Here is a 22828-nt window from a genome sequence, read left to right as displayed (position 1 = left end):
ATCGTCGGCGGCCTCGCCGTCAGCCAGCTGCTGACACTGTTCACTACGCCAGTCATCTACCTCCTCATGGATGGAATCAGCCAGAAGCTCGCGCGGCGGCTGGGACAGGGCGGCCCATCCTCTTCCTCCAACGTGAAAGACCCGGCATGATTTCCAGGTTTTACGGTATCGTGCTGCCGCTCATGCTGGCGGGCTGCATGGTGGGACCACGCTATCACCGGCCAGACGCCATCATTTCCGCGCAGTTCAAGGAACTGCGGCCCGCGCAGGGCTGGAAGCAGGCATCCCCCCAGATGGCGGCCCGGCCCAAGATGGAGTGGTGGCGCATCTATAACGATCCGGTGCTGGATGGGCTGGAGGCGCAGGTCGCCCTGTCCAACCAGAACGTCAAGGCGTACGAGGCCAGCTACCGCAACGCCCGCGCCCTGATCGACAGCGTGCGCGCACAGCTTTTCCCGACCATAAGCGGCAGCCTGGGCTTCAACCGTGACGGGCATGGCGCGGGGTCGCTGTCTTCCTCAGGCAGTAACTATGCCAAGGCCGGAACCGCCTATAACACCTATGACATCGGCCCCAGCGCAAGCTGGGATCTGGACATATGGGGCAAGATCCGGCGGCAGGTGCAGGAACAGGTGACCGCGGCGCAGGCCAGTGCCGCCGATCTGGCCAATGCCACGCTGTCATATCAGGCGCAGCTTGCCATCGCCTATTTCAACCTGCGGTATCAGGATTCCCTGCAGGACCTGCTGAGGCGCTACGTGCATTTCAATGAACAGGCGCTGGCCATTACCGAAAACGGGTTCAACGCGGGCATAAATGACCCGACCGCCGTGCTGCAGGCGCGCACGACGCTGGAACAGAACCGTGCATCGCTGATACAGGCGGGGATCAACCGTGCGCAGTATGAACATGCGATTGCCGTGCTGATTGGCAGGCCGCCTGCCGATGTCACCATCACGCCTGCGCCGCTGACGCGTGAGGTGCCCCCCATTCCCGTCAGCGTTCCGGCCGATCTGCTGCAGCGCCGTCCCGACATTGCATCGGCCGAGCGGAAAATGGAGGAATATAATGCCATGATCGGCGCGGACATGGCCGCGTTCTATCCCGACATCACCATCAACGCCAGCTATGAACAGAGCGGCGGCGATCCGGTCACCTCGCTTATGAGCATGGCCAACCGCGTCTGGTCCCTCGGGGCCGCCGCATCGGAAACCCTGTTTTCGGGCGGGTCACGCACCGCCGCAGTGCATGAGGCCGATGCCCAGTATGACAGCGCGGTGGCCACGTACCGCCAGACCGTGCTTTCGGCACTGCAGAGCACGGAAGACCAGCTGTCCAACCTGCGGATACTGGCCGATGAAGACGTGCGTCAGGCCGCGGCGCTGGATCTGGCCAACCGGACGGTGGAGGTTTCCCTCAACCAGTATCAGGCTGGCATTACGATCTATACCACCGTCATTACCAGCGAGACGACGGCGCTGGGGGATGCGGAAACGGTGCTGGGCATACGCCAGCAGCGCATGGTGGCCAGCGTGAACCTGGTCGAGGCGCTGGGCGGGGGATGGGATACGTCACGCCTGCCCACGAAGGCGGCGCTGCAGAAGGACAATCCCTTCCTTCCAGCCTTCATCCAGCGCGATACGAACCGGTAGGGACGACCGGGCATGAATATCTGTCGGCCTTTCATACTGAGGCCCGTCGGCACCGTGCTTATGGCCATGGCCCTGCTGTTCGCGGGGGTGGTGGGGTATCGGGCCATGCCGGTGGCGGACATGCCGAATTTCTCGGTGCCGGTCATCTATGTCATCGCAAGCCAGCCGGGCAGTTCCCCGCAGCAGATGGCCAGTTCCGTCACCACCCCGCTGGAACGCCGTCTGGGCACCATTGCCGGACTGCGCACGATCCAGTCGGATTCAAACGACGGCTTTGCCTTCCTGCTCATGTTTTTCGATGACACGCGCAATATCGATGGTGCCGCGCGGGACGTGGAGGCCGCAATTCAGGCCGCACGCGCCGACATGCCGCCGACCCTGCGCATTACCCCGCAGTATTACAAGGCCAACCCGGCCTCCATGCCGGTCATGATCGCCTCGCTCACTTCCCCCACCCGTCCGCTGTACCAGTTGCGCGACATGGCGGAAACCCGGCTTCTGCCCATGCTGTCCCAGATTCATGGCGTGGGCTGGGTGCAGGTGGCGGGAACTGCCAAGCCTGCGGTGCGCGTGGATGTGCAGCCATGGATGCTGTACAAATTCGGGATCGGGTATGAAGATGTGCGCGCGGCCCTGGCATCGGCCAACGCCAATACCCCCAAGGGCGTGATCGAGACGGGTGACCGGCGTTTCACGCTGGCCACCAACGATCAGGCGCGGAATGCGGCGCAGTACCGCGACCTGGTCATCGCCTACCGCAGCGGGCGCCCCGTCCGGCTGGCGGATGTCGCCCATGTGGAGGATGGACCCGAAAACGAACGTCGGGCCGGATGGGCCAATGATGACCCCGCCGTGGTGGCCATCATCCGCCCGCAGCCCGGTGCGAATGTGATCGCCATTACCGACCAGATCAAGGCACGCACGCACCTGCTGCAGCAGGCCATGCCGGCGGATGTCAGGCTGACCTTTACCTGTGACCGATCGCTGACCATCCGTGCTGCCCTGCTGGATACGCAGTTCACCCTGTTTTTCGCCATCGTGCTTGTCACCGTCGTGGTCCTTGCATTCCTGCAGTCGTGGCGGTCGACGGTCATACCGGTCATTACAGTTCCCATCTCGCTGGCGGGCGCGGTGGCGGGCATGTACCTGATGGGCTTTTCGCTCGATACGCTGTCCCTCATGGCATTGACGATCGCCACCGGCTTCATCGTCGATGATGCCATTGTGGTGGTGGAAAACATTGTCCGCCACATGGAAGCCGGCGCCAGCCGCATGCAGGCGACCCTTGCCGGGGCGGAGGAAATCGCCTTTACCATCGTGGCGATTACCGTCTCGCTGGTTGCGGTGTTCCTGCCCATGCTGTTCATGGGGGGCACGCCGGGAAAGATCCTGTTCGAATTCGCCATGACGCTGGTGCTGGCTGTCAGCGTGTCGCTGCTGCTGTCGCTCAGCCTGACGCCGATGATGGGCGCGCACCTGCTGCACCGCCATGCCCCCGCGCGTGGGGATCGCTGGCGCGACCGGCTGGGTCAGGCGCTGGACCGGGGGTTCGTGCGCTGCACGGCATGGTATGGCGGCAGTCTGGATTATGCGCTGCGCCACAGGTGGCTGGTGATCCTGTCACTGCCGCTGACGCTGGTGGGCAGCGTCATCATCATGGCCCATATCCCGAAAACCATGATCCCGGCGCAGGATATTTCCATCATGCAGGGATATGCGCGGGCGGACCAGAACATCTCCTTTCAGGCCATGTCCGCACGCACGCGCGAGGTCGTGCGGCGGCTGCGCGCCGACCCGGATATCCGTGATGTCATTGCCCTGACGGGGGAAGAAGCGACCAATCAGTCGCAGTTCTTCATCCAGCTGGTGGACCGTGACCAGCGCCATTCCACGCCAGATGAAATCAGCCAGCGCCTGCGCGCGTCCCTGCGTACGATCGGGGGCATACAGGTCAACCTGTCCAATGCGGGCGATATGAATGGTGGCGGCGGCCGACAGCATGACGGGAATTACAGCTACGTGCTGCACTCCGACAATGCGGATGATGTCTATACCTGGGTGCCCCGTCTGGCGGATGCCCTGCGGCAGGAGCCGGACCTCATGGGCGTCACCACGCGGGTGGAGGACAACGCGGATTCCCTTATGGTAGATATCGCGCGCGATACCGCCGCGCGGTACCTGATCACGCCGCAGCTGATCTCCAATTCCCTGTACGATGCGTATGGGGAGCGGACGGCCTCCAACATTTCCACGCCGTTCACGGCCTATCATGTCGTCATGGAAACGGCGGCCCGGTACCGTGAAAATCCCGATATCGTACATGACATGTGGATATCGACCGCGGGCGGATCTGCAGGTGGCGGCACGGTGTCCAACACCATCCGCGTGACCCGTACCGACGCCGCGTCGCTGACCGGGCTTGCGGCCATAAGCCAGCAGTCCTTCCGCAACTCCATTGCCAACCGGCTGGCGGGTGGTGCGGGTGCGTCCAGTGGCTCGGCGGTGTCGTCCTCCACCGAAACCATGATTCCCTTGAGCAACGTGACCTATCTGCGCAGGCAGGGCACGCCGCTGAGCATCAGCCACCAGGGCGGTGCGATTGCCGGCACGATTTCCTTTGACCCGGCGCCTGGCCGATCGCTCAGCCAGGCGGAGGAAGCCATACAGCGCAGCATGCTGCGCCTTCACATCCCGTCGGGCGTGCACGGGGCGTTTGTGGGCGAATCTGCCGACTTCCATGCCGCCATCGTCAACCAGGTGCTGGCGTTCCTGTCGGCCATCGTGGTGATGTACATTACGCTGGGTATACTGTATGAAAGCTACAGCCAGCCGCTGACCATCATTTCCACCCTGCCGTCGGCCATGCTGGGGGCGACGGGCAGCCTGTGGCTGTGTGGGCAGGCGTTTTCGCTGGTCGGCATGATCGGCGTCATCATGCTGGTGGGCATGGCGGCGAAGAATTCGATTCTGGTGGTTGATTTCGCGCTCAGGGCACAGCGTGAGGGCGGCCTGCCGGTGGCCACCGCCATCGAGATGGCCTGCGTCAAGCGTTTCCGCCCGATCCTGATGACCACGCTGGCGGCTGCCATGGGGGCAGTGCCGCTGGTTCTGGGCAACAGTTACGGGGTGGAAATGCGGCGCCCGCTTGGCATTGCCATTCTGGGTGGTCTGGTTGTGTGTCAGGTCATGACGCTTTATTCCACGCCTGTGGTCTATCTGGTCATGGACCAGTGCGCCCGCCGGTTCCGTAGCAAAGGGTAAGGTAGCATGAAGACAGCCCACGCCCGGTTTCACCCCGGCCGGATGCGCCCGCCCCCCATGTCATGGCATGAGGGATCATGGATATGATGGATGATGCCCCTGCCCCCGTCGGCCTGCCGCCACCGGGCAGGAAGAACCGGCTGCCGCGTCTGGCGTGGCATCTGGCGATATGCCTCTCGCTATTGTTCCTGCCGGTCTATACGCTGCCATGGGTGTGGGTGCCCCATACCCGGCAGGATCTTGTCATAGGCGGGATCGGTATCCTGACGATCTCGGCGCTATTCCTGCGTGGGGTGTGGGAAGCCATGACGACCCGCTCCTTCACGCCCTGCCTGTATGGCTGCGCGGTGCTGCTTGCTGCGTTCGTGATCAGCCCGTTCCACGGGCGATGGGAAATCTTCATTGTCTATGCCTGCGCACTGGCGGGTCTGGCCCGGCCGGTCATGCTGGCGGCGGTCACGATCATCTCCTTCCTGCTGCTGATCATCGGGTTTGTCTGGGTTACACACGAATTCTGGCCCAACTGGCTGCCCACCACCATCATGGGGCTGTGCGTGGGGACGTGGTGCATCTGCACGGCCATGCTGCAGGACAAGAACCGCTCGCTTCTGGCCGCGCAGGACGAGGTGCGCCTGCTCAGCCGTACGGCCGAGCGTGAGCGCATTGCCCGTGACATTCATGACCTGCTGGGCCGGACCCTTACCCTTGTCGCGCTGAAGGCAGATCTGGCCGCGCGGCTTGCGCCGCATGATGACGCCCGTGCGACGGAAGAAGTGCGCAATATCGCCGCCATTGCCCGGCAGGGACTGACGGAACTGCGTGCGGCGCTGACGGGCATGACGAACGCAACCCTGATCCATGAACTGGGGCATGCCCGCGCGGCCCTGCAGGCGGCGGGCATAAAATGCACGGTGTCCGGTTCGTTCGAAAGCGTCCCCGCGCCCTGTGATGCCGTTCTCGCCATGGCGCTGCGGGAGGCCGTGACCAACATCATCCGCCATTCCGGTGCCACGGCCAGCACGATCCGCCTGCTGTCGGGCCGGCATGTCATTACCCTGTCGGTACTGGATAACGGAACGGGAACCTCCCCCCACCGTTTCGGACGTGGCCTGTCGGGCATGCAGGCGCGGCTGCAGGCGGCCGGGGGGGAACTTGTTATAGAAAGCAGCCGGCAGGGCACGTGCCTGCTGGCCCGCATGCGGGAAGAACAGGCATGATTTCCATCGTGATTGCGGAAGACCAGACCATGGTGCTGGGTGCGGTTGCAGCCCTGCTGGGACTGGAAGAGGACATGCAGGTCATCGGGCAGGCCACCAACGGGCATGACGCCATAAAACTGGTGGAGACACTGCGTCCGAACGTGATCGTATCGGATATTGAAATGCCCGGCTGCACCGGGATCGAGGTTGCGCGGCATATCCATGCGCACAACCTGCCGACGCAGGTCCTGATCGTCACGACCTTTGGCCGGCCGGGTTACCTGCGTCGCGCCATGGAGGCATCGGTGCGTGGGTACCTGCTGAAGGACAGCCCGATCGAAGTGCTGTCGGACGCCGTGCGACAGGTTGCCGCCGGACGCAACGTGCTGGCCCCCGAACTGATCGAGACCGCATGGGACGCCCAACCCGACCCGTTGAACGAACGCGAGCGCGAGATCCTGCGCCTGGCCGAGGAAGGCCTGTCGAACAAGGCCATCGGGCTTGCGCTGAACCTGTCGCCGGGCACGGTGCGCAACTACCTGTCTGAATCGGCCAGCAAGCTGGGGGCGGCCAACCGGATCGAGGCTGGCCGCATTGCCCGCGCCAACGGGTGGCTGTGACCCGCGGGCCATAGCCCGCCGGGCCGCCAGCCGGTTCCGTCAGGCGACGGCCAGGCGCGGCTGGCGGATGGCGCGATAGGTCAGGAACAGCAATGCCGTGGCCGCCACCAGGGCGATGACGGCAAACAGGAAGTAATCGGTCCATGTCGTCGTGGAAAAATAGAGCGAGGGCACCAGCACGGACGATACCGATATGAACTGCCCCACAATGCCCGATACCACCCCGCGCGCGTTGCCGCTGCCGGCCACGGCGGGTAACAGGGACATGGCGCTGCCGCTGAGGCTGCTATAGGCGAACATCCATACGAACAGCCCGACAGAGGCAAGGATGATGCCCGAAGGCGGGAAGAACAGCATGAACTGCGCCCCCGTCCCCACAGCCGCCATGATGACGAACAGCATGAGCGCACGCTGCTGCGTGCTGGCCAGCAGGCTGATCAGGCCACCACCAAGCAGCATGACGACAATCTTGATCAGCGCCACTTCGGTCGAGGTGGTGCCAAGGCTTACGGAATGGGCATGCGCAAGATAGGTCGGGGCGACAAGGCTGGTCCCGTAGGCAATGCCGTTGGGCAGCGCCACGCTGAGTGACAGCGTCAGCACCCGTGCAAAGGCCGGGCGCACCTGTGGTGTGTTTTCCGTGGCCGCGGCTTCGCGGGCTGGCCCGTCTTCACGCAGGCGCATGAGGAACATCCACCCCCCCACAAGGGCGATGACCATCAGCCCGATATGGAACAGGCAGGCCATGGCCCAGTTGCCATTGTGCAGGAAGGGCACCGCCAGCAGCAGCCCGGCGGAATAGCCCGCCGGCGCGAAAGTCGACCAGAAGGCCAGCGCGCGTGACCGCATGTCCTGCGGCAGGTAGTTCATGAGCAGCGCGGGCGATGTGGTGGTGGCATAGGCAAACCCGCACCCCGCCAGCATCAGCCCGATGCGGAAGGGCCAGATATCATGCGCGCTCATCAGCAGGACATCGCCCGCCACCGTCAGGAAGACGGACAGCGCGAAGCTCCTGCTCACGCCGATCCTGTCCACGGTCATGCCGAATATGAAGGACAGGATCGCGGCGGGAAGTGCAAAGAAGGACAGGCCCTTGCCCACCACGCCGGGCGAGACATGCTGGATGTCCGCTATGGTATGGATGAACGGTACGACCAGGCCCACCACCGCCATGGACGCGGCGGCATAGAGGTAGATGATCAGGATCAGGCCGATATTGAACGTCTTGTCCCGGTTCATGACCGTTCGCCTTTTCAGTTGTTCCAGGGAATGCCCGGTGTTGCCTGCTGGATGGGGCCCGGCGGCGCCAGCGTGGCGCAGGTGCTGGCGATATGCTTCCCCTTCATCAGCCGTTTTACGAATGGCAGGGAATCCTGCGCCGAGACATTGACCGCGCCGTTATGGGTCAGCCCCGGATATTCATGCCAGCTGACCGTCGTGCCCGCGTCGCACATCGCGGCCACCGCATTGTACTGTCCCGCGGTTCCGGCTTCGCCATCCGCCAGGCCGGTGCCGACAAAGACAGGCATGTGGATATGGCCATCGGGGATCTCGAACGCGTCCTCATGGCTTTTTTCATAATCCGCCAGTTTCGCGTTGAACAGCGCGGGTGACGAAATGTGCTTCTTCGCCGCATAGTCGAACAGGTTATGCAGGCACGACGTCTGGGCCTGCCGGGCGTAATCCTTCCCTTCCGGCGTCAGCACCGTGCTGGCGTCCCGTGTCGGGTTCAGGCTCTGGTCCGTGCCTTCCACACGCAGCATGGCAAACGCTGAATCCATCTGTGTCGGGTCGGTATACACGGCGGGAATGGGGGAATGCGGCGCATTGGCGGGAACCCTGAACCCGGCCACGACACCCGTCGCCACCACGCCCAGAATGTTCAGGTCCGGGGCATAGGTGGGCGCAAGCCATGCCGTGCCCAGTGCAGCACCCGATCCCTGCGACTGTCCCACCAGCACGATCCTGTTGCGCAGCAGCATGGGGAACTGCTTCAGCGCCGCATGCAGGCCATCCAGCACGCTGTAGCCTTCGGGACGGTACAGCAGGTAGGGGTGTGGCCCCTTCGTGCCCAGTCCCTGATAGTCCGTTGCGACAATGGCGAAGCCGGCGGCAAGCCAGCGCGCCAGATAGGCCCGGTCGCGCGATGAATAGCCCCGCCATGACGGCGCGCATACATCTGCCACCCCGGTTGTGCCATGTTCCCATGCAATAACAGGCCAGCCATGCCTGGGTGGTTTGCCGCGTGGCAGCAGGATTTGGCCCGAGACGGCAGTGGTCGTGGCCGCCCCCACCCCGCTTGTCGCGCTGTACAGCGTGCGGATGCCGCGCGTGGCCCCGTCCGGCAGGTGGGCGGTGTCCATGTCTTCCGTCCGGATCATGGTGCCGGGTGCGGGCAGCGTTACCCCGTCGGTGTCGTAGAAGGCGCTGACGCCGCCATCACCATACGGACTGACCGCGTTTGGCGGCGTCGCGGCAGGGGCCGGTGTGGCCGCCATGATGGCGCAGGTCGCCAGAAGTGACAGGAAGAAGGGACGCGTATCGGACATGGGCATATCCCGGATGAACGAATGAATGGAGAAGACTATGACGATAACGTAACGTATTGAAGATGAATTATGCCGCCATACGCCAATGGCGGCATGTGTCCTATGGCCTGCCGCTGGCCTCCCGCCAGCCCAGCGTACGCGCCACGGCCCCGAATGGAAAGAAATGGAAGCCCTGGAACAGGGAATTCCCGTCACCGGCGACCGCCCGGGCGACGGGCTGGATCACCTGTTCGGGCGCGCCGGGCCAGAACCAGCGATGCAGCCGGTGGCGCTGGCCCTTCAGGAACTGCAGTGACTGCCCGACCCCGCATTTCAGGCCATAACGGACCAGCATGCGCGGGGAAATCAGGCCGGGCAATCCCACATGTACCGGCAGGGTGATCCCGTTATCGCGCAGCCCCCGTTCCCATTGCAGCAGCGGGCCGGGATCAAAGCAGAGCTGGCTTACGATACGGATATCAAGACCGTCCTTCTGGCCGATGTCCTGCTTCATGCGCAGGAAGGACAGCGCCTCTTCCGGTGTCATGACGGGCGATCCTTCGGGGTGGCCGGCCACGTATATCCGGCGTATGCCGCTGTCCTGCAGAACGCGCGTGCGCAGGACTGCAACCGTATCGGCAAAACAGCCTGCCGGTGTCGCCCCGCCGCCGGCGATGAGCAGTACCCGGTCCGTCTGCAGTTCCTGTGTCACGGCCTGCGCGATCATCTGCAGCATGGGCAAATCGGTTATGGCACGTACGGGCAGGTGCGGCACGGGCACGCAGCCCCATTGCCGTATTGTATGGCAGGCCGCCAGCGTGGGCCCGAACGGCATGCCCGTCAGCCAGGTTATGAAAACGGTGGTGCCGGGTGGCAGCGCATCGGGCCGCCGCCGTGTCGTGCTGACATAGGCGGGCGTCATTTCGATGGAGCTTTCATGCACCAGACGCCGGGTCGTGCGGTCAACCGCCGCGCGGAATTTGGGATCAGACATTCGTGGCCGCCACATCTAGGATATTGTGCAGGAGCATCATGCGGGTCATGCCGCCAAAACTTTCAGCGGGCGGTGTGATCCAGCCATCATGCATGGTCATGTCCGCAGACAGGTCGCCCGTCATCCGTCCATCATGCCAGGTCATGCCAACGCCAATCACGGTTGCACCGGGGCGCAGCATGCCGGGTGTCAGCATGCCGGGAACGCCAGCGGCGGCAATGACGATGTCCGCCTGCCGCGTGCTGTCCGCAATATTGCGCGACCGGCTGTGCACGACCGTGACATCGGCATTGCCATGCACGCTTCTGCCCCCCAGCAGGAGGGCCGCAGGCAGCCCGACAAGTTCCTCGCGCCCGATGATCGTGACCTGCAGGCCCGCAAGGTCCGGGTGAACCCGGGCCAGAATGTGGGCGATCCCGCGCACGGTGCATGCAATGATGCCGGGCGTTGCATCATGCAGCGCCATGATATTGTACGGATGCAGTCCATCCACGTCCTTGTGTACTGCAATGGCGCGGCATATGGCGCGCGCATCCAGGTGGGGCGGCAACGGCAACTGGACCATGACGCCGTGATACAGCGGGTCGGCATTCAGCCGGGCGATATGCTCCAGTAACGCGGCCTGCCCGATGGTGGGCGGCAGGTCGTGCGCATCGACATGAATGCCCGCGTCACGGCAGTTTTCCACCTTGCGGGAAATATACAGGCGGCTCGGTTCATCGGCCCCGACACTGAGCAGCGCGAGCGCGGGTGTCACACCCCGGCGCGCGAGTTCCCCCGCGCGCTGCCGGGCGCTGTCCATAAGCCGTGCCGTGATGAGGTCGAGGTTGAAAAGGGTGGCCATCATCGTTCCGCCGTTTCAGTGCGATCAGTAGCTGAGCATGGTGTTCCTGACGCGCCCCATGAAACGGTCGCGCGCTGCCAGCGTGGTGTTGTTCATGTTGTAAAGCGCCAGATAATCCACCTTGACCCGGCGGTTCATGACAGCGCGCAGGAAACGGGTGCCGTTCTTGCGCGGCGGATCACCCAGGATGAACGCCCGGTGCCGTGGGGAGCCATAGGTGGTGATGGTCGAGACGCGCCGGATGTTGGAAAAACCGGGCGACAGTACGCCGTCGATCAGTTTGAACGATACATCAGGCAGGAAGACGCGGTCGAAATATCCCTTGAGGATGGCGGGCCAGCCAAAATTCCAGACCGGGTGGCACAGCACAAGTGCTTCGGCCGTCTGCAGGCGGCGCACGTAATTGGCCACGTGCTTCTGGTTGATGGCGGGATCATGATAGATCTCCCGGTCTTCCGCGCTCAGGACCGGATTGAAGTTTTCCCGATAAAGATCAAGGTCATCCACTTCATGCCCGGCCTGCTTGAGGGAGCGTACCGCCAGTTCATGCAGGGCGGCGTTGAAGCTGTCCGTAAGGGGATGGGCATAGATGACGTGTACTTTCATGGCGCAGCCTGACCGACATGGTGGAAGAATGTGTTCGAAAATCGAACATAAGTTCGTTATTGATTTATGTTAGTCAGATATGATTTTCTCGCGCAAGACATTATTTCGAAGCTGCATCATTGCCGCCCGCATGCCTGCTGGTTGCGGTTTCCCTTCCCACCTGTCCTGACGGATTGAAATGACCGAAGCCGATCCCGAAACCTCCCTGACCTTCGCCAAGGGGCTGGCCGTTCTCCGCGCATTCGATGCGGGCGGAAAAGGCATGACGATGGCCGATCTGGCCCGAAAGCTGAATTATACCCGCGCCACGACGCGGCGGCTGGTCCGCACGCTGGAAACGCTGGGATATGTCACGGTGGACAATGCCCTCTACATGCCGACACCGCAGACCCTCAAGCTGGGCCTGGGTTTCCTGCAGAGCCGTTCGGTGGGGCAACTGATCGGCCCTGTCCTGCGTGAGGAATCCGTCGTGCTGGGGGAACCGATTTCGCTGGCGCTGCTGTCGGGCCCTGAACTGATTTATGTCGTCCATGCCCCGACCTCCGCCGAGATCGAGACAGCGGGCTATACCATCGGCAGCAGCCTGCCGCTTGCGACAACGGCCATGGGGCAGGCCACGCTGGCCTTCCGTGCGGCGGACGACGTCCCTTCCTCATCCTGCGGCCTGTCCATGCCTGACAGGCAGGCGCTGGCACCTGTTCTTGCCACCATCCGCGCCCGGGGATTTGCCCATATGACCAATGCGGATGACCGGGGTTTCTGCGCCATTGCCGTGCCCGCCTTCGGGCTGAAGACGGATGACGCGGTCGGGGCGCTGGGCATTGTCTATCCCGATGGGCAGTATGACATGGACCACCTGCTGGGCGTCATCGTGCCAAACCTGCAGAAATGCGCGCGCTACATTGCCACTGCCCTGTAGGGAGACATCATCATGATGCGTATTATCGACAGCCGCCCATTACTGGATGCGTTTTTGGGCGCGTTGCGTCCCGCCGCCGGGCGCGCGGCGCAGGTGACGGGTGCACCGCCCGTGCTGGCTATTGTCCGCGCGGCTGAAAACGCGGGGAGTGCTGCCTATGCCGCGCGCATCCGCGCCACTGCCGCGCAGGCCGGCATCACCTGCCACGAGGTGCCGCTGGATACGCGGATGGATGGCGCGGCGCTATGTGCGCAGGTCGCGGCCGTGTCGGCCACGCCCGGGGTCAATGGCATGATCGTGCTGCTGCCCCTGCCCGCTGGCACAAGTGTGCCGCAGGTCATGGCGCAGATGGACCCGGACAAGGACGTGGACTGCCAGCAGCCGCTCAATCTGGGCCGGGTCATGGCGGGAACACCGCTTTATCTGCCGTGCACGGCCACGGCGGCCGTGATGCTGGCGCAAGGGATGCTGGGCGATCTTGCCGGCGTGAACTGCGCCGTGATCGGGGCATCGGCCAGTGTAGGCCGCCCACTGGCGTTGCAGCTGCTCGACCGGGGGGCGACGGTGGAAATCGTGCATATCCGGACCCGTGACATCGCGGACCATGCCCGTCGGGCGCAGGTCATTTTCGCGGCTGCCGGCCATGCCGGGCTGGTGGATGCAGCATGGGTGTCACCCGGTGCGGTGCTGGTTGACATTGGCATCAATGCCGACCCGACCGGCAGGCCGGGTGTGGTGGGTGACATCGATGTGGCTGCCGTGGCGCAGCAGGCCGCTGCCATTACGGCTGTTCCCGATGGTGTCGGCCCGATGACGACGGGCATCCTGCTGGCCAACACGGTACATGCCGCCAGCAGGCAGGCGGGAGTGGACTTTACCTATCCCGACCTGACCACCCTGCCCGCCTATCAGGCGCTGCGTCTGTAATCAGGACATGCAATCCGCCGCCGGGCGGTTGTCCACCCGGCGGCGGATGCACGCATCAGGCCAGCACGCAGTCCGTCACGACTTCCCCGGTCATGCCCGATGTAATGCCCATATCCGTCACATGCGGGCCGGGATTGCAGGCAAGGCTTGCACCGATCATGAGCTTGATGACGGCGGTATGGCCGTTCCATGTCGTGACGGATGCACAGGCGTCGCGTACGGCGTTGAACTGACGGGCGACCTCCTCTGGCGCGGCAGCCGACAGCAGGCCGCAGACCGGCAGTTCAAGATGCGCCAGCACCTTGCCGTCCCGCACGGCCACCATGCCGCCGCCCGATTTGATCAGGGTATTGGCGGCCAGCATCATGTCCGCTTCCCCCCGGCCGATCACGGCCAGGTTATGGCTGTCATGCAGCACGGTGGTCGCGACCGCGCCCGACCATTCCCCCCAGCCTTCCAGAATGCCAAGGCCCGGCACGTCGGATGCGCCATAGCGGTTGAACACGGCCATCAGCGCCGCATCCTCAGGAATGACGACATGGCCGTCCTTCACCGCAACATCACGTTCACCCCACCGGGTGGTACGGGGTATTGCCACGGTGCGCACGCGGGCATGGGTTCCGCTGGCACGGATGTAAAAGGACTGCTCCGTCGTCAGCGCAAGCTTCATGGTCTCGGTCGGCGCGGCAACGGGATCGGGCCGCAATGCTTCGCACAGTTCCCCGTTTTCCGCCACGTGGCGGCCGGATGCAAAGACGTGATGCGCCCGGAATTCCGTCAGGTCGTCAAACACAACCAGATCGGCCCGCCGCCCCGGTGCGACAAGCCCAAGGTCACGGCGCTGCAGGCGCATGGCGGTATTTAACGTCGCCGCCCGCAGTGCCTGGACCGGGTCCAGCCCGAGCTGTACCAGCCGGCGCAGCATGTACGCCATGCCGCCACGGCTGACCAGATCATCGGGGAAGATGTCGTCCGTGCACAGGGTGACGGTCTGCGGGACGTATCCCAGCTTGTGGAACAGGGCCACCGCCTGCGGCAGGATGTCCTCGTGCGAGACACGCAGTTCGATCGTCATGCCCGCGCGGATCTTTTCCAGCAGGTCGGCCTCGCTGGTGATCTCGTGGTCGGATTCAATCCCCGCCGCAAGGAAGCCCTGCAGCCCCTTGCCTGCCAGATCGCGCGCATGGCCACAGACCAGCTTGCCACTGTCCAGCCCCGCCTGCGTGATGCTGCGCATGAGGGGGGTGCGCGCCAGCACGCCGCGCATGTCCATGATCTCGGCCACACCGCCCACTTCCGGCCAGGACAGCATTTCCTGCATGGCCGTGCCGTCGAACGTAGCCCCAGAACGCTCCAGCCCCGGTGCGGACGGCACGCAGGATGGCGCCAGCACGATAATGCGCAGCGGCAGCCCGCGCGATGCGGCAATGGCCCAGCGCACCGCCTCCAGCCCGCCCACGTTGCCCACTTCATGCGGGTCCCAGCAGATGGTGGTCGTCCCCTGCGGCACGACAACGCCGGCATAGGTACGTGGCGTGACCATGGAACTTTCGATATGCAGGTGCGAGTCAATCAGCCCGGGCGCGACAATACGCCCGCCAAGGTCGATGACCTCGCCCGCTTCGCGAAAGGTGCCGCGCGGGTGGACGCTGGCGATCAGCGGGCCGACCAGCCCAACATCCGCATCGCGGACCTCACCCGTCGCCACGTCGGCTACGCGGCCGTTGACCAGCAGGGTATCGAATGCCTCCTGCCCCTGTGCCGCCCGGACGGCCCGGTCACGCAGCGCTGGATCATTCAGGTCGGGATATGGTGAGCTCATATGTCCTGTTCTTTCATGATGGAAGGATGGGTCGCCACATGGCCGTGCGTTAATGGCGCATGCTCATGCTGACGATGAAAAAGAGCGCCATGATCAGCCCGAGGCCCCACGCGGTGGGCGTGACGTTACGCCACCGCCCGGCCGCGACATTCATGACGATGTAGGAAAACGTACCAAAGGCCATGCCGTTGAGCAGGTTGCCTGTCAGCACCGCAAACATGAAGGTCATGATGGCGGGTACGGACTGTGTCATGTCCTTCAGGTCCAGCCGCGATATGGCGCCGAACATCAGGATCCCGACCATGACCAGCGCAGGCGTGGTCGCCTGTGGCGGGATGATCATGAACAGCGGCCACAGGAACAGGGCCGCGACAAATCCCAGCGCGATCACCACGGCCACCAGCCCGGTGCGCCCGCCCATCTGCACCCCGATCACGGATTCCAGATAGACCGCCACAACCGCCGTACCCAGCACCGGCCCCAGGATCGTCCCGGCCGCATCAGCCGCAAAGGCCCGCGTGGCATTGGGGATCGATCCGTCCTTGCGCAGCATCCCCCCCGCACTGGCAATGCCCAGCAGGTTGGCCAGCGTGCCAAACAGTTCCGTGCACAGGAAAAAGATGATGACAGGCAGGACGTAGAAGAAATTGTGGAAGATGTAGCCCGGGTCCATGTGGAATGCCGTGGCCGATGGCCAGACGGGCATGGCGAACATGCGCGTGGGCCAGTGGGTGATCGTCCCGCCATGCCCGTCTGGCACGAACAGCCCGATGACGGTCAGCCCCGCAATCGAGATGATCAGCGCCCCCGGCACGCCGGCCGCTACAAGCGCCGGGGTAATGACCAGCCCGGCAAATGTCAGCATGACGGCGGGACTGGACAGCGCGCCCATGGTGACCAGTGTCGTATGGTTGGCCACCACGAAACCTGCATTGCGCAGGCCGATGAACATGATGGTCAGCCCGACCGCGATCTGAATGCCCACCCGCAGGCAGTCGGGCATGCCGTCGGCCATGCGTTCACGCACCCTTGTCACCGTCAGGATCATGAACACGATGCCCGTTAGGCACACGATGGCCAGCGCCGCGGGCCACGGCACGCCCATCTGCTGGACCATGACAACGGCGAACACCACGTTTGATCCGATGGCGGGCGCAAGGCCCAGCGGCAGGTTGGCCAGCAGCCCCATCGTGGCGGATGCGATGATGGCGATCAGGCAGGTGGCCGTCAGTTCGCTGGCGCGGTCCATGCCCGCGTTGCTCATGATGGCAGGATTGACTGCAACGCAGTAGACCATGGCCGCGAACGTGCCCAGCCCGGCCAGGACTTCCCGCCCGGCGGTGGTTCCGGCTGCCCGCAGGTGAAACAGGCGTTCCAGCAGATTTGTCTTCATTGACACTCCGGCAACCGTGGCGCGTGCCATGGTGGCATGCGACTTGTATTAACTTGTCTTATATTCGTTTCGGTTGACAATCAACAACCGAATGCAGCCTTTTTCCGTACGGGCTACCCGGCAGGCGGCCACGGGTCACGGGGTACGAAGTCGGTATCGGGCAGGTTGCCGCCATGGGCCTTGATGGACAGCCGCGCAATGCCGGGCCGGGCAAGCAGGGTGCTGTGCTCGCACGCCGTGCCCGCGTCATCACAGGTTATGCGGCGCATGACCATGACCGGGCTGCCGCATGGCAGGTCCAGTTCGGCCGCCAGGGCATGCCGGGCCTCCGTTACGTCCACTGTCAGGTGGGTACGGCCAAGCCGCAGGCCGATATGATCCACCATGAGCCGGGGTGATGAATGGACACGGGCATCATGTTCGGAAATGAACGCCCGGAAGGCGGGCGGATAGTACACTTCCGTCAGCGCGACCGGCACGTGGTCGATCAGGTACCGTCTGCGCAGCAGCAGGGCCTGCTGCCCGTCGGGTTCCAGCGCCGCCATGACCTCCGGCGGTGCGGGTTCCAGTCCGAACGCCAGCAGTTCCGTTTCCACCTTCATGCCGCGCGCCTGCAGGATGTCGCTCAGTCCCATGACCGGGTCAGGCTGCGGGGCTGTCGTGCGTTCTGCCGCCGGGACGACAAACGTGCCCCTGCCCTGCCTGCGGCAGACCAGCCCGGCATTTTCCAGATGCTGGAGTGCATGGCGGATGGTCACGCGGCTGACGCCGTAGATCCGGCACAGCGTCGATTCCGAAGGCAGCCGGTCGCAATAGCCTTCTTCCCGGCCGATCCGGCTGGTCAGATCCTGGGCGATCTGGTGGTGCAGCGCACGTGATGAATTGGGATCGGATGGGGTCTGCATGAACGGGCGGCGTACCTGTCGGGGAAGGTCTGTTTCAAAAAAGCGTCATGACCGTTAGCACGGCATGGCCGGGTGGCAAACGGAATGCGCGGCGCGTCGGGGCGGATGCCCGCCGGGTGGAATTATGGCCCATCGGCTGATTGCACTGTCTGTTATTTTCCCGTTATGATCCAGACCGTACAATAACCCAAGTCGAGCAGATCGGGGATTCATGCCGGGACGCATTCATACCGAACTTTTCCGTTTCATGGCACGTGGCAGTGGGCGACTGCTCGGTCTCGGCATACTTGCCAGCACGGTCCTGACCGCCCTTCCGGCGGGGCCGGTGCAGGCTGCAGCAGCAGGGCCGCTGGACCAGATCGAGACCGTGGTGGTCATCTTTGCCGAAAACCGCTCGTTCGATAACCTGTATAACGGTTTTCCCGGTGCGGATACGTTCGCGGGCAGGCCCCTTTCCGATTTTGCCCAGCGTGACCGCGACGGCTCGATCATGCGCGAACTTCCCCCCGTCTGGGGCGGCCTGACCGGTCGGGGCGTGCGTAACGCCGTAACGCAGGCCATGAGTGCCCACCTGCCCAACCAGCCGTTCCGCGTGGATGACCCGAAGGGGTTCAACGTACCGCTCAGCACGCTGACCCACGACCTTTGGCATCGTTTTTATGAAAACCAGATGCAGATCAACGGTGGCCGGAACGACATGTTCGTGGCATGGGCGGATTCCGGCGCCATGCCCATGAGCTACTGGGACGGGAGCAGGATGCGGATGTGGGACGTCGCGCGGAAATATACGATGGCGGACCATTTCTTCATGGGGGCGTTCGGTGGGTCGTTCCTCAACCACCAGTGGCTGGCCTGTGCGTGCGCGCCCTTCTATCCGCAGGCTGACACCAGCCCGGCGCATCCGGTCATCTCGGTGGTCGATCCGTCGGGCAAGGCGCTGGTGGTCGCGTCCAATTCCCCGCATTCGGCGCTGGACGGGGTGCCCAAGTTCGTCCGTGATGGCAACCTGACGCCGGACTTCCATGCCGTCAACACCATGCAGCCTGCCTATCAGCCCAGCGGCAACCCGGCGGCGGCAGGGCAGGATGCACGCTTTGCCGACCCCGGCAGCCCAACAACCCTTCCCCCCCAGACCGAACCCACGATTGGCGACCGGCTGAGCGAGCGCAGCATTACATGGGCGTGGTATTCAGGTGCCTGGCAGGACGTGCTGGACCACGGCAACCATTACCCCGCCCCCGATTTCCAGTACCATCACCAGCCCTACAACTATTACCTGAACTATGCCCCCGACACTGCGGCACGGCAGGCGCACCTGCGTGATGGCGGGCTGGCAGGCGCGCGGTTCATCGACGCGATTGACCACGGCGCCCTGCCGCAGGTCGCGTTCTACAAGCCGCAGGGTAACCTGAACGAACATTCCGGTTATGCCGATATCCAGTCGGGGGACCAGCATATCGCCGACCTGATCGACCATCTGGAGAAAAGTCCCCAGTGGCCGCACATGCTGGTGATCGTGACCTATGACGAAAACGGCGGCCTGTGGGACCACGTCGCCCCGCCAAAGGGCGACAGGTGGGGGCCGGGATCACGTATTCCCGCCATCATCGTCTCCCCCTATGCGCGGCGTGGATACGTGGACCATACGGTGCAGGACACGACTTCGATCCTGAAATTCCTGACCGAACGCTTTCACCTGCGCCCGCTGGACGGGCTGACGGTACGTGACCGTGCCATACAGGCGGCGACCGGTCATCCGCTGGGTGACCTGACGACTGCCCTCGACCTGCATTCCACCGGGAAATAACCCCTCATGCCGTACCGTGCCCTGACCGCCCTTCGTGGCCTGCATTCGACGTTGGCCGCGCTTGTCCCGGCCCTGTGCCTTATGGCCGGATGCGCGCATACGCCGCCGTCCACCCATACGGACGCGCTGTCGATACCCGTGACCCGGCATGGTGATTTCGGGCATTATACGCTGGCGCTGACATGGCAGCCCGGCTTCTGCACGGATCAGCACGGGCCAAGCTGCCAGCCCGACCAGCCGCATGCGCCGCTGATCGGGCTGCATGGGCTATGGGCCTCGCGCCCGTCCGACCTGGTGCGTGAGGGCCTGCCCGTGACCCAGTGGTGGATCAAGGGATGTGACATTTACCAGCATGACGATACGCCACCGCAGTTGTCCCCCGCGCTGTCGAAGCGGCTGTCGGGTACGGTGGCCCATACCCGTTCCAGCCTTGTCACCCATGAATACACCAAGCATGTGCAATGCTTCGGCATGAATGCCGAACGGTTCTTTACCGTGGCCAGCACGTTGCGCGACCGCTTTGCCGCAGGTCCCGTGGGGCGTGAACTGGACCATGATGCCGGTCGCGATATCAGCAAGGCCGACGTGATCGGATCGTTCGAAAGGACATACGGCACCCTGCCCGAGCGGGGACTGCAGTTCCGCTGCAACACGGACGCACAGGGCCAGCCGATCCTGGCGCAGTTGTGGTTCACGCTGGACCCCAGGGGGCTCGGACGCTTTCCCGCCGCTTCGGGCTTTCTGCCATCACCGGATGTGCAGGACAACTGCCCTGCCCGTTTCCATGTTCCCACATGGCCGGTCACGGCGCAGGCCGGGTAATATCGGCCTGCTGGTGGGGACATGACATGCGCCGTAGCCTGGCTGTCAGGCTAGGCGATGGAGCGGGATTTTCAGGCTGAAACGTTCCGCGCGACAGGGTGCTGCGGTGCCCTGCCCCGGCGGATGACGGGTGGTGGTTTCACGTCAGCGCGGCGGGGCGGAAGGGCATGTCCTGTTCATGCGGCGCCGCCGCGCCGGGATGCGGTACGGATACAGCCATAGCAGAAGGAAGAAAGTTCATGCCACGCATCTCCCGCCGGTCTTTCCTTAAGGGAGGCGCCGGTTCCGCGATGTCCGCCATGCTGATGTCTTCCATCAACCGTGCGCTGGCCATTCCCGCCAGCCGCCGGACCGGGACAATCGAAGATGTCGAGCATGTTGTCGTCTTCATGCAGGAAAACCGGTCGTTTGACCATTACTATGGCCACCTGAATGGCGTGCGTGGCATCAATGACCGGCATCCGGTGCTGCGGCCCGATGGCAGGCCCGTCTGGTTCCAGCCCCGGCTGAAGGCGGGGCATGGGGATATCCTGCCGTTCCATCTGGATACGCGTTCGACCAGTGCGCAGTGCGTGGTGGACCTGGATCATAGCTGGAAGCCGACCCATGCGGCCATCAACGCGGGGCGCAATGACCGCTGGCCGCCGAACAAGACCGACATGACCATGGGCTATTACACGCGGGATGACATTCCATTCCATTATGCGCTGGCCGATGCCTTTACGGTATGTGATCATTATTTCTGCTCCACCCCCACCCAGACCCATCCCAACCGTTTTTACCTGATGACCGGCATGGTCGATGCCGAGGGGACGGGTGGTGGCCCGATCCTTGACAACATCGACTGGGTGGACCGGGCGGCATATGGTCACGTGCCGCCGCCTTTTACATGGACAACCTACCCCGAACGGCTGGAAAAGGCCGGCGTGTCATGGCAGGTTTACCAGCAGGGACTGGAAGGGCGTGATCTGGAAAACGGGAATTTCGGGACCAATATCCTGATGAATTTCCGCAATTTCGTTCATGCGCCCGAAGGGTCGTCCCTACACGCACGTGCGATGACGCGCCGTACGCTGGATGACCTGCGCGCGGATGTGCTGGCGCACCGGCTGCCACAGGTATCGTGGCTGCTGCCGCCTGCGGCCTATTCCGAACATCCGCGCTGGACGCCGGATTATGGCGCGGCCTACATCGCCCGCATTCTTGATGCCCTGACAGCGGACCCGGACGTATGGTCAAAGACCGTCCTTTTGCTGATGTATGACGAAAATGATGGTTATTTCGATCACATGCCCCCGCCGCAGCCGCCGACCCCGGTACTGCCGGGACGCAGCACGGTCAGCACCCGGGGTGAAATCCACAACCGGCTCATGGATTTCTCCCCTCAGGCCTATACGGTTGATAACCTGCCCTACGGCCTTGGGCCGCGTGTGCCGATGCTGGCGATTTCACCATGGAGCACGGGCGGATTTGTCTGTTCGGATGTATTCGACCACACATCGGTCATCCGTTTTATCGCCGCCCGTTTCGGGGTGGATGAGCCAAACATCACGCCATGGCGGCGCTCCGTCTGTGGCGACCTGACCACGGCATTTGATTTCTCGGCCCCGGGACAGACGCGCCTGGGCGGACTGCCTGACACGCGCGACTACCGTGAGAAGGTGGAACAGGCCCGCCACCGTGTCGATCCGGCCCCTCCGGCCCGCAGCGCGGCCGGGGATATGGGCATACAGGAAAGTGGCACCCGTCCGCTGCGCCCCACGTCTTACGATCTGGCGGTAAACGAAACCATGGGCACGGACGCAGGCGCACTGGTGCTGGAATTTTCCAGCCACGGTGCGCTGGGTGCGTGTTTCTATGTCTATCATGAACATACTGACGATGTGCCGCGCCGCCATACGGTGGGTGCGGGCGACAGCCTTACTGACACGCTGGCGCTGTCGACGCATGGCGTGGATGTCTGGAGCGTGACAGGCCCCAACGGGTTCCTGCGCCGTTTCCACCGTGCCGGTCCATCCTCCATCAGGGTTGCCGCCCGTCACGTGGGGGATCGCCAGTCACTTGTGCTGGAACTGACCAATCACAGCGACCATGCGCGGCATGTGCGGATCCATGATAATGCCTACCATCAGCATGCCATTCACCTGACCGTACCCGCCGGTGCAACGATCCGGCATGAAATGGGGCTTGCGGCCAGCAGTGGCTGGTATGATTTCAGCGTGTCTGTCCGCCATGAACGCCATACGCTGACACAACTGGCCGGACTGGTCCCGACGGGGGCACCCGGCATTACCGATCCGGCCGCCACGTCGCCCGTACTGCGTCCCCTGAAAGCATGAAAGACTGTTTTGTCTGAAAAACCCGGCTTACAAAACATTCCGTAAACAGATTGAACGTTTTTGGTGAAGCTTTTTTCAAAAAGCTTTGGAAGACGCCGCCTTTTTGAAAAAAGGCGACACCCAAAAACTTTTATTTTGTTAACCGGTAAGACGGCGTGGCTGGCGATGTCTTACAATATATGACGGAGTT

At 63.6% G+C, this 22828-nt stretch carries 17 protein-coding genes; 9 read left to right on the top strand and 8 right to left on the bottom strand.

Annotation, left to right across the window (positions count from 1 at the left end):
- The first annotated feature begins 146 nt into the window (after positions 1-146).
- From CFR80_RS06385 to CFR80_RS06370, 4 genes are all read left to right on the top strand, one after another.
- A complete protein-coding gene (locus CFR80_RS06385; protein ID WP_110507180.1) occupies positions 147-1652 on the top strand; it encodes an efflux transporter outer membrane subunit in 1506 nt (501 codons plus the stop codon).
- A gap of 12 nt (positions 1653-1664) precedes the next feature.
- Entirely contained in the window at positions 1665-4913 is a 3249-nt protein-coding gene (locus CFR80_RS06380) for an efflux RND transporter permease subunit (RefSeq protein ID WP_010514503.1), read from the top strand.
- 83 nt (positions 4914-4996) lie between these two features.
- Positions 4997-6130 carry a sensor histidine kinase gene (locus CFR80_RS06375; protein WP_157132919.1) on the top strand — a complete coding sequence of 378 codons (1134 nt, stop codon included), beginning with the start codon at positions 4997-4999 and terminating at the stop codon, positions 6128-6130.
- Positions 6127-6732 carry a response regulator transcription factor gene (locus CFR80_RS06370; RefSeq protein ID WP_010514500.1) on the top strand — a complete coding sequence of 202 codons (606 nt, stop codon included), beginning with the start codon at positions 6127-6129 and terminating at the stop codon, positions 6730-6732. The genes CFR80_RS06375 and CFR80_RS06370 overlap by 4 nt, the downstream gene beginning before the upstream one ends.
- A 39-nt stretch (positions 6733-6771) precedes the next feature.
- Here CFR80_RS06370 and CFR80_RS06365 read toward each other — a convergent pair whose 3' ends face one another.
- The 5 genes from CFR80_RS06365 to CFR80_RS06345 all read right to left on the bottom strand — a co-directional run bounded on the left by CFR80_RS06365 (position 6772) and on the right by CFR80_RS06345 (position 11704).
- Positions 6772-7971: an MFS transporter gene (locus tag CFR80_RS06365; RefSeq protein ID WP_010514499.1), complete on the bottom strand. Its 1200-nt coding sequence runs from the start codon at positions 7969-7971 to the stop codon at positions 6772-6774.
- Positions 7972-7985: 14 nt separating this feature from the next.
- Entirely contained in the window at positions 7986-9281 is a 1296-nt protein-coding gene (locus tag CFR80_RS06360; protein ID WP_110507182.1) for a lipase family protein, read from the bottom strand.
- 100 nt (positions 9282-9381) lie between these two features.
- A complete protein-coding gene (locus tag CFR80_RS06355) occupies positions 9382-10254 on the bottom strand; it encodes a methylenetetrahydrofolate reductase (RefSeq protein ID WP_010514497.1) in 873 nt (290 codons plus the stop codon).
- Positions 10247-11101 carry a bifunctional 5,10-methylenetetrahydrofolate dehydrogenase/5,10-methenyltetrahydrofolate cyclohydrolase gene (locus CFR80_RS06350; protein ID WP_110507179.1) on the bottom strand — a complete coding sequence of 285 codons (855 nt, stop codon included), beginning with the start codon at positions 11099-11101 and terminating at the stop codon, positions 10247-10249. Before CFR80_RS06350 ends, CFR80_RS06355 begins: the two co-directional genes overlap by 8 nt.
- Positions 11102-11122: 21 nt before the next feature.
- Positions 11123-11704 (bottom strand): NAD(P)H-dependent oxidoreductase, encoded by a 582-nt coding sequence (locus CFR80_RS06345; protein ID WP_048855476.1) that lies wholly within the window; start codon positions 11702-11704, stop codon positions 11123-11125.
- Between the two features lie 178 nt (positions 11705-11882).
- Between CFR80_RS06345 and CFR80_RS06340 the strand changes: the two genes are divergently transcribed.
- Together CFR80_RS06340 and CFR80_RS06335 are read left to right on the top strand one after the other, a co-directional pair.
- Entirely contained in the window at positions 11883-12623 is a 741-nt protein-coding gene (locus CFR80_RS06340) for an IclR family transcriptional regulator (protein WP_010514494.1), read from the top strand.
- A gap of 12 nt (positions 12624-12635) precedes the next feature.
- Entirely contained in the window at positions 12636-13550 is a 915-nt protein-coding gene (locus CFR80_RS06335) for a bifunctional 5,10-methylenetetrahydrofolate dehydrogenase/5,10-methenyltetrahydrofolate cyclohydrolase (RefSeq protein WP_010514493.1), read from the top strand.
- Between the two features lie 55 nt (positions 13551-13605).
- Here the strand turns inward: CFR80_RS06335 and CFR80_RS06330 are convergent, their stop codons facing one another.
- From CFR80_RS06330 to CFR80_RS06320, 3 genes are all read right to left on the bottom strand, one after another.
- Entirely contained in the window at positions 13606-15372 is a 1767-nt protein-coding gene (locus CFR80_RS06330) for an adenine deaminase (RefSeq protein ID WP_048855473.1), read from the bottom strand.
- A 49-nt stretch (positions 15373-15421) separates the two neighbouring features.
- A complete protein-coding gene (locus tag CFR80_RS06325; protein WP_010514491.1) occupies positions 15422-16765 on the bottom strand; it encodes an NCS2 family permease in 1344 nt (447 codons plus the stop codon).
- 113 nt (positions 16766-16878) lie between these two features.
- The gene (locus CFR80_RS06320) at positions 16879-17670 is read right to left on the bottom strand and encodes a GntR family transcriptional regulator (protein ID WP_110507178.1); all 792 of its coding nucleotides are present in this window, start codon (positions 17668-17670) and stop codon (positions 16879-16881) included.
- Between the two features lie 211 nt (positions 17671-17881).
- Between CFR80_RS06320 and CFR80_RS06315 the strand changes: the two genes are divergently transcribed.
- The 3 genes from CFR80_RS06315 to CFR80_RS06305 all read left to right on the top strand — a co-directional run bounded on the left by CFR80_RS06315 (position 17882) and on the right by CFR80_RS06305 (position 22638).
- Positions 17882-19477 carry an acid phosphatase gene (locus CFR80_RS06315; RefSeq protein ID WP_010514487.1) on the top strand — a complete coding sequence of 532 codons (1596 nt, stop codon included), beginning with the start codon at positions 17882-17884 and terminating at the stop codon, positions 19475-19477.
- 6 nt (positions 19478-19483) lie between these two features.
- The gene (locus tag CFR80_RS06310; RefSeq protein WP_110507177.1) at positions 19484-20299 is read left to right on the top strand and encodes a ribonuclease T2 family protein; all 816 of its coding nucleotides are present in this window, start codon (positions 19484-19486) and stop codon (positions 20297-20299) included.
- 239 nt (positions 20300-20538) lie between these two features.
- The gene (locus CFR80_RS06305) at positions 20539-22638 is read left to right on the top strand and encodes a phosphocholine-specific phospholipase C (RefSeq protein WP_029329481.1); all 2100 of its coding nucleotides are present in this window, start codon (positions 20539-20541) and stop codon (positions 22636-22638) included.
- Positions 22639-22828: the final 190 nt, after the last annotated feature.

Origin of the sequence: Komagataeibacter oboediens (assembly GCF_003207815.1) — a bacterium.
Lineage (GTDB): Bacteria > Pseudomonadota > Alphaproteobacteria > Acetobacterales > Acetobacteraceae > Komagataeibacter > Komagataeibacter oboediens.
Note: the sequence above shows the minus strand (reverse complement) of the source record. Positions and strands in the feature narration are given on the sequence as shown.